The organism is Bradyrhizobium sp. HKCCYLRH1030 (genome assembly GCF_051168395.1).
Lineage (GTDB): Bacteria > Pseudomonadota > Alphaproteobacteria > Rhizobiales > Xanthobacteraceae > Bradyrhizobium.
On the sequence record NZ_JBNPUY010000012.1, the window covers coordinates 63,459 to 80,396 of the forward strand.

At 69.0% G+C, this 16,938-nt stretch carries 3 protein-coding genes (1 of these 3 cut by a window edge); all 3 read left to right on the forward strand.

Going from position 1 to position 16,938, the window contains the following annotated elements; all coding sequences use genetic code 11:
* Tightly spaced (each overlapping or abutting the next), the 3 genes in view from ACQR1E_RS29020 to ACQR1E_RS29030 form a layout consistent with a single transcriptional unit that may run on beyond the window.
* Nucleotides 1–9,726: an amino acid adenylation domain-containing protein gene (locus ACQR1E_RS29020; RefSeq protein WP_434897882.1), complete on the forward strand. Its 9,726-nt coding sequence runs from the start codon at nucleotides 1–3 to the stop codon at nucleotides 9,724–9,726.
* Nucleotides 9,723–16,313 (forward strand): amino acid adenylation domain-containing protein, encoded by a 6,591-nt coding sequence (locus ACQR1E_RS29025; RefSeq protein WP_434897883.1) that lies wholly within the window; start codon nucleotides 9,723–9,725, stop codon nucleotides 16,311–16,313. The genes ACQR1E_RS29020 and ACQR1E_RS29025 overlap by 4 nt, the downstream gene beginning before the upstream one ends.
* On the forward strand, nucleotides 16,306–16,938 hold the 5' end (the start) of the coding sequence (locus ACQR1E_RS29030; RefSeq protein ID WP_434897884.1) for a non-ribosomal peptide synthase/polyketide synthase. Its footprint extends 15,774 nt past the window's final position; only the first 633 of its 16,407 coding nucleotides appear in the window; the start codon lies at nucleotides 16,306–16,308; its stop codon lies beyond the right edge, outside the window. Before ACQR1E_RS29025 ends, ACQR1E_RS29030 begins: the two co-directional genes overlap by 8 nt.

Below are 16,938 nucleotides of genomic sequence, written 5' to 3' on the forward strand. Positions count from 1 at the left end.
ATGCCGACACAGACCCTCGTCGAACGACTCCGCGAGCATGCCGCCTCGCGTGCTGACCATCCGGCGCTGCGCTTCATCGAAGGCGACGATGTCGTCCACGAGCTGAAATTCGCTGCGCTGGACCGGCGCATCCGCGCGCTTGCGGCGCATCTGCAGGAGCTCGCGCGTGCCGGCGAGCGCGCCGTGATTCTGCTGCCGAACGGTCCGGATTATGCCGTCGCATTCTACGCCTGCCTCTATGCCGGGGTCATTGCCGTGCCGGCCTATCCGCCGGAGACCGGCAAGGAGCGCTACGCCAGCCGCCTCGATGGCATCCTGCGCGATGCGGCGCCACGACTCATTCTCACCCAGGCGCGGCTTCGCGACGTCGTCGTCGCTTCGGTCGGCGAGACCGATGCTCATGTTGTTGCCGTCGACGAGGTGCCGGTCGATGCCGCCGCATCCTGGCGCGAGACGGACTTGCACGGCGATGCGATCGCCTTCCTCCAATATACGTCGGGTTCGACGTCGCAGCCGAAGGGAGTCTGCGTCACTCACCGGAACCTGGTCGCCAATGAGATCGCAATCGAAGCGGCGCTCGGCGGGACCAGGGACGACGTCTTCGTCAGCTGGCTGCCGCTCTATCACGACATGGGATTGATGGGCGGGTTGCTGAATCCGCTGTTCACGGGCTTCACGGCGGTGCTGATGTCGCCGCGCAATTTCCTCGAGCAGCCGCGACGCTGGCTCGACGCCATCCACCGCCACGGCGGCACCTGCAGCGGCGGGCCGGACTTCGCGTTCGCGCTCTGTGCGGACCGGATCTCGGACGAAGCGATCGCGCGCCTGGACCTCAGCCGATGGCGGTTCGCGTTCTCCGGCTCGGAGTTCGTGCGCCGCGCGACGCTGGATCGATTTGCCGCGCGCTTCCGGCCGGCGGGCCTCGATCCTCGCGCGCTGACGCCGTGCTACGGCCTGGCCGAGGCGACCTTGTTGGTGACGGCGGGCGACCGCGCGAGCCGGGCGGTTTGTCACACGCTCGATCCCGCGGCGCTCGCGGGTGGCCGCGTTGCGGAGGCCGGCGAGGGCACGGACCTGATGGCGTGCGGCGCCGTGGCGGACGGCCATGCCGTGCGCATCATGAGGGTCGATGCGTCCGCCGACGCCGGGACGAATGAGGTCGGCGAAATCTGGGTCGCAGGTCCGAGCGTCGCGCAGGGCTATTGGAACAATCCCGAGGCGACGCAGCAGACATTCGTCCTTCGCGATGGCGCGCGCTGGCTGCGGACGGGCGACCTCGGCTTCGTCCGCGACGGCGATCTCGTCGTCACCGGCAGGCTCAAGGATCTGCTGATCGTCCGCGGCCAGAACATCTATCCGTTCGATCTGGAGCAGGCCGTCGAGACCGAGGTGGCCTCGGTGCGGAAGGGACGTGTCGCGGCCTTCCCGGTCGAGATCGATGGCGTCGAAGGCATCGGCGTCGCCGTCGAGTTCGGCAGGGCGGTACTGCGGCGAACGCCGGCCGACGTGCTGATCAAGGCGATCGGCGATTCGGTCATGCGGCAGACGCAGGAATATCCGGCGGTGGTCGTGCTGCTGAACCCGCAAGGCATGCCGCTGACCACCAGCGGCAAGCTGCAGCGGTCCGCCTGCCGCGCCAGGTGGGCGCAGGGCACGCTCGACAGCTTCATGGTGTTCGAACGGCGACGCGAGGCGACGGACCCCTCGCCGTCACCGGAGCTTGCGACGGCGACCGAACGCCGTCTTGCGCTGATCTGGCGGGATGTGCTGCGGCGCGCGACCGTCGACCGCAACGACGACTTTTTCATGCTCGGCGGCAATTCGGTCGCGGCCGCTCAGATCGCGGCGATGGTGCGCGAGCAGTTCGGGGTCGAGCTCGCGCTGCGCGGCTTCTTCGATGCGCCGACGCTCGTCGCGCTCGCAGCGCTCATCGATGCGGCCGGCGCGGACGCGACAATGCTCCCGCCGCTGCAGCCCGCACCGGCGGGGCTGCGCGAGCTACTGTCACCCGCGCAGGAGCGGCTGTGGTTTCTCTGGAGCATGGATCCGGCCGGCACGGCCTACACCATCGCTTGCACGGTTCATTTCGACGGCCCGCTCGATCAAGCACGGCTGGTGCAGGCGCTGACCGAAATCGTCGCCCGCCACGAGACGCTGCGCACCACCTTCTCTGCCCCGGATGGCCGCGTCGTGCAGGTCATCCATGCGTCGCCGGACATTCCCGTCGCGGTCGAGGATCTGCGGCGCAGCCCGGCGGCGGAGCGCGCGTCGCGCGTCGCGGCGCGGACACGCGAGGAGCTGGCGCGGCCGTTCGATCTCGTCAATGGCCCGCTGCTGCGCGCCGTGCTGATGCAGCTCGCGGACGACCGCCACGAACTGCTGCTGTCGGCGCATCACATCGTCGCCGACGGGCTCTCGCTCGACGTGCTGCTGGCCGAGATCGCCGCGCTCTATGACGGGCTCCGGCGCGGGGCAGGGGCGCTGCCGCCGCCGTCCGCGATCCAATATGCCGACTACGCCGCATGGCAGCGGGATTGGCTCTCCGGCCCCGAGGCCGCGCAGCAGCTCTCCTACTGGCGCGAGCGGCTCGGTGATGCGGATACGCCGCTTGCATTGCCGTTCGACCGGCCGCGGCCGCCCGTACAGAGCTATCGCGGCGACACCATCCACGTGGAGATCGCGCCAGATCTGGTGCTGAGGCTCCGCGCGCTCGCCAGGGAGCATCGCGTCAGCATGTTCATGCTGCTGCTCGCCGCCTATCAGCTGCTGCTGTTCCGCTACTCCGGCCGCTCCGACCTGCGCGTCGGTGTGCCCGTCGCCGGGCGCCGCCAGGCCGAGCTGGCGTCGCTGATCGGCTGCTTCGTCAATACGCTGGTGCTGCGGGCCGACGTGACCGACGGCATGAGCTTCGCCGAGCTGCTGGCGCGGGCGAAGGAGGAGGTGATTTCCGGGCTGGCGCATCAGGATCTGCCGTTCGACCGTCTCGTCGACGCGCTGAAGCCGACTCGCTCCGGCGGCCACAATCCGCTGTTCCAGGTCAAGTTCAACTACATGGCCGCGCCTGACGGACTTGCGCTCGGCGATGGCCTGCACGCCCAGCCACGCATCGTCGATCTCGCCGGCTCGCATTTTGATCTCGCGCTCGACATCGTCGACGGCCCGACGGGCATGAATGCGAGCCTGAATTTCGCAACCGATCTGTTCGACGTGACGACGGTCGAGCGGATCGGGAACCAGCTCGTCGATTTCCTGCGGCAGATCGCGGCCGCCACCGACCGGCCGCTGCGCGACTTCGCGATCGCGCGCGGCGTCGAGCAGACCGTCGTGGCGGAGGCGACGAGCTTCCCCGCGACCGACATCCTCGATCTGATCGGTGTTGCGCTCGCGCGCCGCGATGATCGGATCGCGCTGCGCCAGGGACGGGACACCGTCAGCGCAGCCGAGCTCGTGCGCTGGTCGGACCACATCGCGGGTGTGCTCGTCGCGGCCGGCATCACGCGCGAGGCGCCGGTGGCGCTGTGGATCGAGCGGTCGCCGGCCTTCGTCGCGGCGCTGCTCGGCGTCCTCAAGGCGGGCGGCTCCGCAGTGCCGCTCGATCCGGCATGGCCGGTGGCGCGCGTCGATCGCATCCTTCGTGGCGGCGGCATCGGCACGCTGGTCGCAACCGGCGAGCACTTGGCTGCGGCGAGGGCGCTGGAGTGTCATACGCTCGACGGTGAACTGCGCGGCGATGCGTCCTCCGGCGCGTTCGATGCCCCGCGGCCGCATCCAGCGCAGACCGCCTACATCATCTACACGTCGGGCTCGACCGGTGCGCCCAAGGGCGTCGCCGTGTCGCACGGCGCGCTCGCCAACTACGTTCAGGCGCTGTTGTCCCGGCTGCAGCCGCGCGCCGGCGCCGGCATGGCGATGGTCTCGACGGTCGCCGCCGATCTCGGCCATACCGTGCTGTTTGGCGCGCTTGCGAGCGGCGTGACCTTGAATCTGCTGCCGGCCGATGCCGCCTTCGATGCGGATGCGTTTGCGCAAGCGATGCGCGACGGCGAGGTCGGCGTCCTCAAGATCGTGCCGAGCCATCTGCGCGGCCTGTTGCGGGCACGGCGCTCGGCCGACGTTCTGCCGCGCGACGTGCTGATCCTTGGCGGCGAGGCCTGCGATCCCGGCTTGATCGAAGAGGTCCGCCGGCTGCGGCCGCACTGCCGGATCGTCAATCACTACGGCCCGACCGAGACGACGGTCGGCGTGACGACCCATGAGTGGACGGACGCCGAAGCCAAAGGTGTGCTGCCGGTCGGATTGCCGCTTGCGAACCTGCGCGCCTACGTTCTCGACGATGCGTTGAATATCGTCCCGGCCGGAGTCGCCGGTGAACTCTATCTGGGCGGCGCCGGGCTGGCGCGCGGCTATCGCGGTGCGCCTGGACAGACGGCCGAGCGCTTCATTCCCGATCCGTTCGGACCTGCAGGCGAACGCCTCTACCGGACCGGCGATTTGGTGCGCTGTGATCGAGCGGGCCGGATCGTGTTCCTGGGCCGGCGCGATGATCAGGTGAAGCTGCGCGGCTACCGCGTCGAACCCGCCGAGATCAGCCGCGCCGTCTCCTCGTTGAACGGCGTCGCCGATGCCGCCGTCGTGGCGCGCGCCGTCGACGCCGAGCAGGAACGCCAGGAGCTCGTGGCTTATTGCGTCGCCGCGGCCGGCGTCGTGTTGCAGCCGGAGGCGCTGCGGCAGCAACTCTCGGCGATGCTGCCGGACTACATGGTGCCGTCGCGCATCGTCGTGCTCGAGCGGCTGCCGCTGACCGCCAATGGCAAGCTCGACCGCGCGGCGCTGCCGCAGCCGGACGATGACGCCGTGCTGTCGTATGTCGCCCCGGTCGGCGCGGTGGAGCAGGCCATCGCCGCTGTCTGGCAGGACGTGCTGGGCCGCGAGCGGATCGGCCGCAATGACAATTTCTTCGAGCTCGGCGGCGACTCCATCCTCAGCCTGCAGATCATTGCACGGCTGCGCAAGCGCGGCGTCATGCTGACGCCGAAGCAGATGTTCGCGCAGCAGACGATAGCGGCGCTGGCCGGTGTGGTTGCGACCACCTCCGCGCCGGCCATGACGCCGCCGGCAGCAGCACGCAACGCAATGAACGCCTGCGCTGCGGAGCTGCTGCCGATCCAATTGCGCTTCTTTGCCGAGGCAATCTCCAACCGCGATCACTTCAACCAGGCGGTGCTGCTGATCCCGCGGGACCGGATCGACTGGAGCGTGCTGCAGCGGGCGCTCGCTGCCGTCGTGAGGCATCACGATGCGCTTCGCATGACGTATCGGCGGATCGCGGGTGAATGGCAGGCGGTGCCGTCCGACCTGCCTGCTGCGCCTGAGCTGCTTTGGCTCCGCACGGCAGTCGAGCCGTCCGACGTCAGCGCGATCGCGTCGGGGGCGCAGGCGAGCCTGTCATTGGCATCGGGATCTCTGCTGCGCGCCGTCGGATTCGACATGCGCGACGGCAGCCAGCGGCTGCTGGTCGCCATCCATCATCTCGCCGTCGATGGCGTGTCATGGCGGATCCTGCTCGAGGACATCGCGTCGGCCTACGAACAGGCGGCGGGGCAGGAGGCCGCCGTCAGCCTGCCGCCCACGAGCTCCGCGCCGTCTTCCTGGGCGCAGCGACTGCGCGCGCATGCGGCCTCCGATCGGCTCGCAGGCGAACTGCCGTTCTGGCTCGCGTCCTCCCGCGGCAGCGAGTTGCCCTGTGACGACGCTCATGGTGGCACCGACGTCGAGGCCGACGCCGAGGAGGTCGTGCTGAACCTCGAGGCGGAGCTGACCGAACGGCTGCTCGATGCCGCGCCTGCGGCCTATCGCACGCAGGTCAACGACCTGCTGCTGGCCGCGCTGGCACGCGCGCTCTGGAGCTGGAGCGGGATCGAAGGCGTCGTGATCGAGCTGGAGGGCCACGGCCGCGAGGATGTCTTCGCGGACGTCGATCTCACGCGGACGGTGGGCTGGTTCACGAGCGCATTCCCGGTGCGTCTCGACGGCGGCAGCGAGACCGATCGTGCGCTCATCACCCGCGTCAAGGAGACGCTGCGCGCCATGCCCGATCGCGGGCTCGGCTATGGCGTCCTGCGTTATCTCGGCGCGAAAGAGCATCGCGACGCGCTGGCGGCGACGCCGAACCCGCGTATCGTCTTCAACTATCTCGGCCGCTTCGACGGCCAGCTCGGTGCGGCCGCGCCGTACCGGATCGCGGCGGAGAATCCGGGATCGATGCGGGCCGCCGACACGCCGTTGCGGGCCTGGCTCAGCATCAACGGCGAGGTGCGTGACGGGCGGCTGCGGCTCGGCTTCCGCTATGGAAGCCGGCGGTATCGGCGCGCGACCGTGGAACGGCTCGCCGAGCTCTATCGCGCGGCGCTGCATGGTCTCGTCGATCATTGCCTCCGCGGCGCCGGCGGTCTCACGCCGTCCGACGTTCCGCTCGCGGGGCTCGATCAGGCGGCGCTCGACCGGCTCTGCGCGACCGTTGACTGTCGCTCCGTCGAGGACATCTACCCGCTGTCGCCGATGCAGCAGGGCTTGCTGTTCCATGCGCTGCGCGACGGCGCTGATGACGTCTATGTCAACCAGCTCTCGATCGAGCTTCGAGGTGTGACGCCGGCGCGGTTGCGTGCGGCATGGCAGACGGCGAGTGCGCGGCATGCGGTGCTGCGGACCGGGTTCGCCTGGCAACAATTGTCCGGAGCAGCCCAGCAGATCGTCTACCGGCAGCTCGACGTGCCCGTCGTCGACGAGGATTGGCGCAGCCGTATCACGGGCGGGGCTGCGGCGGCGGAGATCGATGCGGCGCTTGCGGAGGCGGCACGGCGCGAGCGCGAACTCGGCTTCGACATTACCCGGCCGCCGCTGCAGCGGCTGCGGCTGATCCGGCTCGGCGAAGACAGGCTGTGGCTGATCTGGACGCATCATCACATCGTGATCGACGGCTGGAGCTCGGCGCGGCTGCTCGCCGATGTGCTGCAGCAGATCGGCGGCGCCGCGCCGTCGGCGGCGCAAGGCGGCTACCGCGACTACATCGCCTGGCTGCAGACGCGCGACCAGGCGGCAGCCGCTGATTTCTGGCGCGAGACGCTGCGCGATTTCGAGCCCACGCCGCTCGCCGACGCCTTGCGCGCGAGCCGCGCGATCGACGCTGCGAGCGGCCATGGCCGGCTGACGCTGCGCGTGGACGGTGATCTCGCGGCTCGCCTGCGGCGGTTCGCGACGCAGCAGCGCATCACGATGAATACGCTGCTACAGGGGACCTGGGCCCAATTGCTGCGGCAATATACCGGGCAAAGCGCGGTCTGCTTTGGCGTCACGGTCTCGGGCCGTCCGGCCGAGCTTGCCGGCGCCGAGAACATGGTCGGCCTCTTCATCAACACGCTGCCGCTGATCGATCGCGCGCATCCGCAGACCGCGACCGGCGACTGGCTGCGCACCCTTCAGGCGCAGAGCGTCGCGGCGCGCGACTATGAGTGGCTGCCGCTGCACGAGATCCAGCGTCTGGCCGGCAGGGCCGGGCAGCCGCTGTTCGACAGCCTGATGGTATTCGAGAACTATCCGATCGATCAGTCGCTCACCGCGCGCGACGGTGCCGGGCCGCAGATCGGGCGGGTCGAACACGTGACGCCGACCAACTATCCGATCGCGGTCATCGTGTTCGATGGACCCGAGGGCCTGCGCCTCGACTTCAACTACGATCGCGCGCAACTGGACGACCATGCGGTTCGCCGGGTGAGCGCGTCGTTGCGAGACTGGCTGACGCGGATTTCGGCGGATGCCACCCGTCCGACCGGCAGCCTTCGCACGGTCGACGGAGAGGCGCTGGCGTGCGTCCTGCGCTGGAGCGGAGCTGCGATCGGCGAGACGTCACCCCGACCGTTGTCGATCGGCGCGGCGCCTGGCCTCGTGGCGCAGATCGAGGCGCGGGCGAAGGCCGTCCCGGACGCGGTTGCGATCGTCTGCGGCGACCGCCGGATCAGCTACGGCGAACTGAACGCGCAGGCAAACCGGCTGGCGCGGCGACTGCGCGCGCGCGGGATCGGCGCCGATGTCGTGGTTGGACTGGCGCTGGAGCGCGATGCCGAGATGATTGTGGCGCTGCTCGCCGTGCTGAAGGCCGGCGCCGCCTACCTGCCGCTCGATCCGGACTATCCGGCCGAGCGTCTTGCCCACATGCTCGGCGACAGCGGCGCAAGACTGCTGCTCACGCAAGCCGAGCTGCAAGATCGGTTCACGCCCGCGCTGGCCGACAGCGGAGCCGAAGCCTGGCTGCTCGATCGCATCGACGATGGAGGCGACGCCGGCAACCTCGACCTCGCCATTCATCCGGAGAGCCTCGCCTACGTCATCTATACCTCGGGCTCGACCGGCCTGCCCAAGGGCGTGATGGTGCGTCACGGCGCAGTGACGAATTTTCTGGCGACGATGGCCGAGCAGCCGGGGATCGCATCGGACGACCGCGTGCTGGCATTGACCTCGCTGTCGTTCGACATCGCGGTGCTGGAGCTGTGGCTGCCGCTGACCCGGGGAGGCCGGATCGTGCTGGCCGACCGCGCCTCCGCGCACGATCCGACGGCGCTGAAGGCGATCGTGGCCAGGCACGGCGTGACCTTGATCCAGGCGACACCGTCGAGCTGGCGCATGCTGCTCGATCATGACGAGGCCGCCGCGCTGCCTCGTCGCTGTCGCGTGCTCAGCGGCGGCGAGGCGCTGGCTCCCGATCTGGCACGGCGGCTCGTCGCGCTGAGCGGCGAGGCCTGGAACATGTATGGGCCGACCGAGACCACGGTGTGGTCTGCGCGCCACCGGCTCGATGCCAATGATCCCATGCCGGTGCTCGGCGGTCCGATCGGCAATACCACGCTCTACGTGCTCGACGCCAATCTCAATCTGGCGCCGCCCGGCGTGGCCGGCGAACTGTTCATCGGCGGCGAGGGACTGGCGCGCGGCTATTGGAAGCGGCCCGGGCTCAGCGCGGAACGGTTCATCCCGGATCCGTTCGGCGGCCCCGGTGCACGGCTGTACCGGACCGGCGACCTGGCGCGCTGGCGTGCCGATGGCGCGCTCGACTATGTCGGCCGCGCCGATCACCAGGTCAAGATACGGGGGCATCGCATCGAGCTCGGCGAGATCGAGGCGCGGCTGCGCGCGCTGCCCGGCGTCCGCGACAGCGTCGTGGTCGCGCAGGATGTCGGTGGCGGTAGCAACCTGATCGGCTATGTCGGCAGTGAGTGCGCGCTCGATGGCGGCGAGCTGCGCGCGGCGCTCGCGACGGCGCTGCCGGACTACATGGTGCCGTTGCGCGTCATCGTGCTGCCGCGGCTGCCGCTGACGCCGAACGGCAAGGTCGACCGCAAGGCGCTGCCGCTGGCCTCACAAGGCGAAGCGGGGGCCGACTATCAAGCTCCGGTCGGCGAGATCGAGATCACGCTGGCCGGCATCTGGGCGGAGCTGCTCGGCCTCGACCGCGTCGGGCGGGGCGATCACTTCTTCAATCTCGGCGGCCACTCTCTGCTGGCGGTACGGCTGCTCAGCCGTGTCGCGCAGGAGTTCGGCACATCGATGCGATTGTCCGAGCTGTTCGCTCATCCGGAATTGGCGGAGTTCGCGCGCGTCCTCTCCATCAGACTGATCGAGCAGCAGTTCGCCGAAGGTGAACTTGAGGACCTGATGACAGCGGAGCTATCATGAGCGGACAATCAGGACAGCCTCTTCTGCACAACCTCGATCCGGAGGCGCTGCGCCGGTTGGCATCGCGCGCGCGACAGCGCGGCCGCAATGTCCCCAGACGCGATACAAACACGATCCCGATCGCCGATCGCGGGGGCTCGCTGCCGCTCTCCTTCGCGCAGCAGCAGCTCTGGCTGCTGGCCCAGCTCGAGAATGGAAGTACCAACTATCACATCGATGTGGCGCTGCGGCTGCGCGGCCGGCTCGACATCGGCGCATGGCGCCGCAGCCTCGACCGGCTGTTCTCCCGCCACGAGGCGCTGCGGACGGTCTTCGTCGCCGAGCAGGGCGAGCCGCGGGTCGCGCTGTTGCCGCCGGACACCAGCCTGCCGCTGGAGGTGCACGATCTTCGCGGGCGGCCGGACCGCGAAACGCGGCTGGCCGATCTGCTGAATGAGTGTACGCGCGCGCCGTTCGATCTTGCGCGGGGTCCATTGATCCGCAGCCATTTGATCGACCTGGGCGATGATGATCATGTCCTTCTGCTCAGCCAGCATCACATCATCTCCGACGGATGGTCGATGGGCGTCATCGTCCGCGAGCTCTCGGCGCTGTATGCCGCCTTCGTTGCAGGCGGCAATGATCCGTTGCCGCCGCTGGCGATTCAGTATCCGGACTATGCAGCATGGCAGCGCCATTCGCTGACGGCAGATCGGCTGCAGCGGCAGCTCGATCATTGGACCGCCGTGCTGCGCGACGCGCCGTCCTTGCTGGCACTGCCGACGGACCGGGCGCGATCTGCACCGCGATCCAACGCCGGCGCCGCGGTGCCTGTCGAGATCGACGACGGTCTTTCGGCCGATATCAGGCAATTGAGCATCGCGCTCGGCGCCACCCCGTTCGTCATCGTGCTGGCCGCCTGGGCCCTCGTGCTGTCGCGGCTGGCCGGCCAGCAGGATCTCGTCATCGGCACGCCGACCGCCAATCGGATGCGTTCGGAGCTCGAAGGCCTGGCCGGCTTCTTCGTCAACATGCTGGCGCTGCGGCTCGACCTCTCGGGCGGTCCTGCTGTGGCCGAGCTGATCGAGCGGGTGAAGACGGCCGTCCTTGCGGCGCAGGATCATCAGGACCTGCCGTTCGAGCATCTTGTCGAGGCGCTCCAGCCCCCGCGGCATCCGGAATACACGCCCGTGTTCCAGGTGGTGTTCGCATGGCAGAGCAATGATATCGGCTCATTGGCGCTGCCCGGCCTGGCGGTCGAGCGCCTTGCGACCGAGCAGCACAAGATCAAGTTCGATCTCGAGCTCGATCTCAGTGAGAGCGGTGGACGCATCTCCGGCAAGATCAACTACGCGACGGCGCTGTTCGACGCCGAGACCGTGCAGCGCTATCGCACCTATCTGCTGGCGGTGCTGCGCGCCATGGTCGCCGACACCAGCCAGCCGGTCGATCGCATCGAGCTGCTGCCAGCCGAGGAACGTGCGCTGCTGCTGGATGACTGGAATCGCACGCGCTCGTTCACGCCGCCTGACTGCTGCATTCAGGATCTCGTTGCCGAGCAGGCGCGCCGCCGGCCGTCGGCGGTGGCGCTGGTCCATGACGAGCTCAACCTGACCTATCGCGAGCTCGAGCTGCGCGCCAATCGCCTCGCGCATCATCTCGTCGCGCTGGGCGCTGGTCCGGACCGGCTGATCGCGATCTGTCAGCAGCGCGGCATCGATGCGATCGTCAGCGTGCTCGCGGTCCTCAAAGCGGGAGCGGCCTATCTGCCGCTGGACCCCACCTATCCGCCGCAGCGGCTGCGCGAGACCGTGACCGATGCCCGGCCGACGCTGCTGCTCTGTGACGGCGCGAGCGCCAGTACGCTCGGCAGCGTGGCATGTCCGGTCGTGGATGTGGAGAGCGATGCGCCGGCCTGGAGCGGGCTGCCGGAGGGCGCACCGGATGTTGTTGCCCGTGGCCTGACGCCGCGCAGCCTCGCCTATGTCATCTATACCTCGGGCTCGACCGGACAGCCGAAGGGCGTGATGATCGAGCACCACGGCCTGGTCAATCTCGCGCAGGCCCAGATCGGGCTGTTCGACACCGGTCCGCACAGCCGGATCGCGCAATTCGCCTCCTTCAGCTTCGACGCGAGCGTGTGGGACATCGTCATGGCGCTTTGCGCCGGCGCCGAACTGCATCTGCTCGGAAGCCGCGAGCACCGCGATGCGGCGGAGCTGGTGAACTATCTCGCCGAACATCGCATCACCCATGCCACGTTGCCGCCGGCGATGCTGCAGGGCCGCTCGGACCTCGCGCGGCTCTCCGGGCTCGACGTGCTCGTTCTCGCTGGCGAGTTGCCAAAGCCGGAGCTGTTCGAGGCCCTGCCGTCGGAGATCGCGGTCTTCAACGCCTACGGCCCGACGGAAATAACCGTCTGCGCCACCGCATGGCGCCGTCCGCCCGGCTTCGCCGGCGGTGTCGTCCCAATCGGTCGCCCGATCGCCAACGCGCGGATCTATCTGCTCGACGCCCAGGGCATGCCGGTGCCGCGCGGTGCCGTCGGCGAGATCTGGATCGGCGGGGCAGGGGTTGCCCGCGGCTATCTCAACCGTCCCGATTTGTCGGCGCAGCGTTTTGCCGTGGATCCGTTCGGGCTGTCGTCCGACGCGCGGATGTATCGAACCGGTGACCTCGGCCGCCATCTCGCCGACGGCAATATCGAATTCCTGGGCCGCAACGACCACCAGGTGAAGATCCGCGGCTTCCGCATCGAGCTCGGGGAGATCGAGCATCGGCTGAATGCGCAGGCCGGAGTGCGGGACTCGGCGGTGCTGGCGCGGCGCGATGCGCAGGGCGATCTCAGGCTGATCGCCTATGTGGTGCCGGCGGACGATGCAGGTGATCCCAGCGCATGGGCTGCGCGCCTGCGCACGCAATTGCAGACGTGCCTGCCGGACTACATGGTTCCCTCGGCGATCGTTCGCCTCGATGCGTTTCCGCTGACACCCAACGGCAAGGTCGACCGGCAGGCACTGCCGGCGCCGGACGACGAGGCGTTCGGCCGTGGCGCCTATGATCCGCCCCACGGCGAAATCGAGCAGGCCCTCGCTGCTATCTGGCGCGAGCTGCTGGGCATTGAGCGCGTCGGTCGCAACGATCATTTCTTCGAGCTCGGCGGCCATTCGCTGCTCGTCGTCCGCATGATGGACCGGCTGAAGCGCCATGCGCTGACGATCGATGCGCAGATGGTGTTCGCCAAGCCAGTGCTGCGCGATCTCGCGGCCAGCCTGCGGCAAAGCGAGGAGACCGCAATTCCTGACAACCCGATCACGGCGCAGAGCCCGGTCATCACGCCGGACATGCTGCCGCTGATCGCGCTGGGCCAGGACGAGATCGACCGCGTGGTGGGCCGTGCGCCGGGCGGCGTCGCCAACGTCCAGGACATCTACGCGCTGTCGCCGTTGCAGGAGGGAATCCTATTCCATCATCTGCTCGCGACCGAGGGCGACCCCTACGTGCTGGTCGCGCAGATGGCATTTGCGGGCCGTGATCTGCTGGATCGCTATCTTGCGGCCGTTCAGGACGTGATCGACCGGCATGACGTCCTGCGGACGTCGTTCCTCTGGGATGGGCTGTCGGTGCCGGCGCAGGTGGTCTGGCGCCAGGCACCGCTAAGCGTCACCGAAGTTGAGCTCGAAGGCAACGAGCCGGCCCAGGTCGAACTGGCGCGCCGCTTCGATCCGAGGTCCTGCCGGCTCGACCTGACCCAGGCGCCATTGCTGCGTCTCATTGTCGCCCGCGACCCACGAAATGATCGCCTGCTGCTGCTGGTCCTGCTGCATCACATGGTCGGCGACCATACCACTCTGCAGGCGCTGCACGAGGAAGTGCAACTGATCCTGGCGGGCCGCCGCAGCGCTCTCCCTCCACCGATTCCGTTCCGCAACCTCGTGGCCGAGACCCGCAAGGCCGGAGGGCAGGATGCGCAGCAGCGCTTCTTCCGCAGCATGCTCGGCGACATCGATGCGCCGACGGCACCATTCGGATTGATGGAGGTCCGCAGCAACGGCGACGGCGCGCGCGAGGCAAGGCTGCCCGTGCCGGCTACGCTCGACGCGCGGCTGCGCGCGCAGGCGCGGCGCCTTGGCGCGAGCCTCGCCAGCCTCTGTCATGTCGCCTGGGGCCAGGTGCTGGCGCGCAGCAGCGGACGTGATCAGGTCGTGTTCGGCACCGTGCTGCTCGGCCGCATGCAGGCCGGCCACGATACCGGCCGCAGCCTGGGCCTGTTCATCAACACGCTGCCGTTGCGGCTCGATCTCGACGGCACGTCCGTTGAGGAAAGCGTTCGCGCAGCGCACGGGCGGCTGGCGGAGCTGATGGCGCATGAGCATGCCTCGCTGGCAATGGCCCAGCGCTGCAGCGGCGTCGCGCCGCCGACGCCGCTGTTCTCTGCGATCCTGAACTATCGGCACGGCAGGAGACAGGATGCGCGGACAGATGCAGAGTCCCTGCAAGGCGTCGAATGGCTCGGTGGCGAGGAGCGTACCAATTATCCGCTGATGCTGGCGGTAGACGACGACGGCCATGGGCTTCACCTGACGGTCCAGGCCGTGGCGCCGGTCGCGCCCGAGCGGGTCGGCGCGATGATGCAGCACTCGCTCGAGCAGCTGGCGCTTGCGCTGGAAGCGGCGCCGCACACGCCGGTGCGCCGGATCGACGTCGTTCCAGTGGATGATCGCGCGAGGCTGCTGCGGGCCTGGAACGCGACGGCGACCAACGATGCAAATGTGCTCTGCGTGCACCGGCAGTTCGAGGCCCATGTGGCGCGAGCTCCCGATGCGGTCGCACTGGTGCATGGGCAGGAGATGATCAGCTACGGCGCGCTGAATGCACGGGCGAACCGGCTGGCGCGGCGGCTCCGGGATCGTGGTGTCGGGCCGGACGTGGTGGTCGGGCTGGCGCTGGAGCGCGGCGTCACGATGATGGTGGCGCTGCTCGCGGTGCTCAAGGCGGGCGCGGCCTATCTGCCGCTCGATCCGGACTATCCGTCCGAGCGTCTCACGCACATGCTGAACGACAGCGGCGCCAAACTGCTGCTGACACAGGCCACGCTGCATGACCGGTTCGCGCCGGTGCTGGCCCGGAGCGATGCCGAGGCCTGGCTGCTCGACGTGGCGGCCGGCGATGGCCTCGGCCAGACCGATGATCTTTCCGTCGATGGGCATGCGGAGAGCCTCGCCTACGTCATCTACACTTCCGGCTCGACCGGGCTGCCCAAGGGCGTGATGGTGCGCCACGCTGCGGTGACGAACTTCCTGGCGACGATGGCCGAACAGCCGGGCATCGCGGCCGACGACCGCGTGCTGGCGCTGACCTCGTTGTCCTTCGACATCGCCGTGCTGGAGCTGTGGCTGCCGCTGACCCATGGCGCCCGGATCGTGCTCGCCGACCGCGCCGCGGCCCATGATCCGGCGGCGCTCAAGGCGCTGGTCGCACGGCACGGCGTGACCATGATCCAGGCGACGCCGTCGAGCTGGCGCATGCTGCTCGAGCACGATGCGGCCAATACCAGCGAAACCGCTCCATGGCTGCCGAAAGGCTGCCGCCTGCTGAGCGGCGGGGAGGCGCTGGCCTCGGATCTGGCGCGGCGGCTCAGCGCGCTGAGCAGCGACGTCTGGAACCTGTATGGGCCGACCGAGACGACGGTATGGTCGGCGCGTCACCGCCTCGATGCGACGAATCCGGTGCCGTTGCTCGGCAGCCCGATCGGCAACACCCGGCTGTACGTCCTCGACGGCGAACTCAACCTTGCGCCGGTGGGCGTCACCGGCGAGCTCTTCATCGGCGGTGACGGACTCGCGCGCGGCTATTGGAAACGCGCTGCGCTGAGTGCCGAGCGCTTCATTCCGGATCCGTTCGGCAGCGACGGCGCGCGGCTGTACCGGACCGGCGACCTCGCGCGCTGGCGAGCCGACGGTGTGCTCGACTATGTCGGCCGCGCCGATCATCAGGTGAAGATCCGCGGACATCGGATCGAGCTCGGCGAGATCGAGGTGCGGCTGCGGGAGCTGCCGGGCGTGCGCGACAGCGTCGTCGTCGCGCAGGAGCTCGGCGGCGGCCGTCAATTGGTCGGTTATGTCAGCAGCGAGGCCTCGCTCGATGGCAGTGACCTCCGCGCCGCGCTAGCAACGGCGCTGCCGGACTACATGGTGCCGTCGCGCGTGATCGTGCTGCCGGAGCTGCCGCTGACCCCGAACGGCAAGATCGACCGCAAGGCGCTGCCGCGGCCGGATGCGACGCTGCCGCGTGCGCGGCGCGTCGGCCCGCGCAATCCGACCGAGGCGGCGCTCGCGACGATCTGGGCCGAGCTGCTGCACAGGCCGGAGGTCGGCGTCACCGACAACTTCTTCGAGCTCGGCGGCGACTCGCTGGTGGCCGTCCAGCTCGTTGGCCGCATCAAGCGCGATCTTGCGCGGGAGCTGCCGCTGAAGCGGTTGTTCGAGCTGACCACGGTCGAGGCCATGGCGTCCGCGCTCGCCGCGGAACCGCCGACGAGCAGGCGCAGCGACGACATCGCCGCCATGTTCGATCTGCTTGAGGAAGTCGAGTTCGCCAATGAATGATCAATCCGGACTTCAGACCCAGCAGCTCAGCGAGATCGCGCGCCGGTTGGCGCGGCTCGATGCGCCGAAGCAGCGCGCCTTCCTGACGCAGTTGGCGGCCAAGGGCATCGATCTGTCGATTTTGCCGATCGCGCGCCAGCATCTGCAGCGCGCGCCGTTGTCGTTCGCGCAGGCCCGCCTCTGGTTCCTGTGGCGGATGGATCCGGACGCCTCCGCCTACAACATGCCGGTCGCGATCCGCTTGCGGGGCCGTCTCGACGCCGCTGCGCTTCAGAAGGCGCTCGACGGACTCGTCATGCGCCATGCCGCGCTCCGCACCACGTTCCGGCAGGACGGCGGCGAGCCGGAGCAGATCGTAGGCCAGCCGGCGCCGGTCGCGCTTCGCCGTATCGAGATTGCGGGCGACGATCGCGAGCAGCAGGCGCGCCGGCTGCTGTGTGAGCAAGCGGCGCTGCCGTTCGATCTCGAATCCGGGCCGCTGCTGCGCGCGGCGCTGCTCGGACTCGGCGAGCACGAGCATATCCTCTCGGTCACGCTGCACCACATCGTCGCCGATGGCTGGTCGATGCAGGTCCTTACCGAGGAGTTCTGGCAGCTCTATCGCGCTGCCGTCCGCGGCGAGACC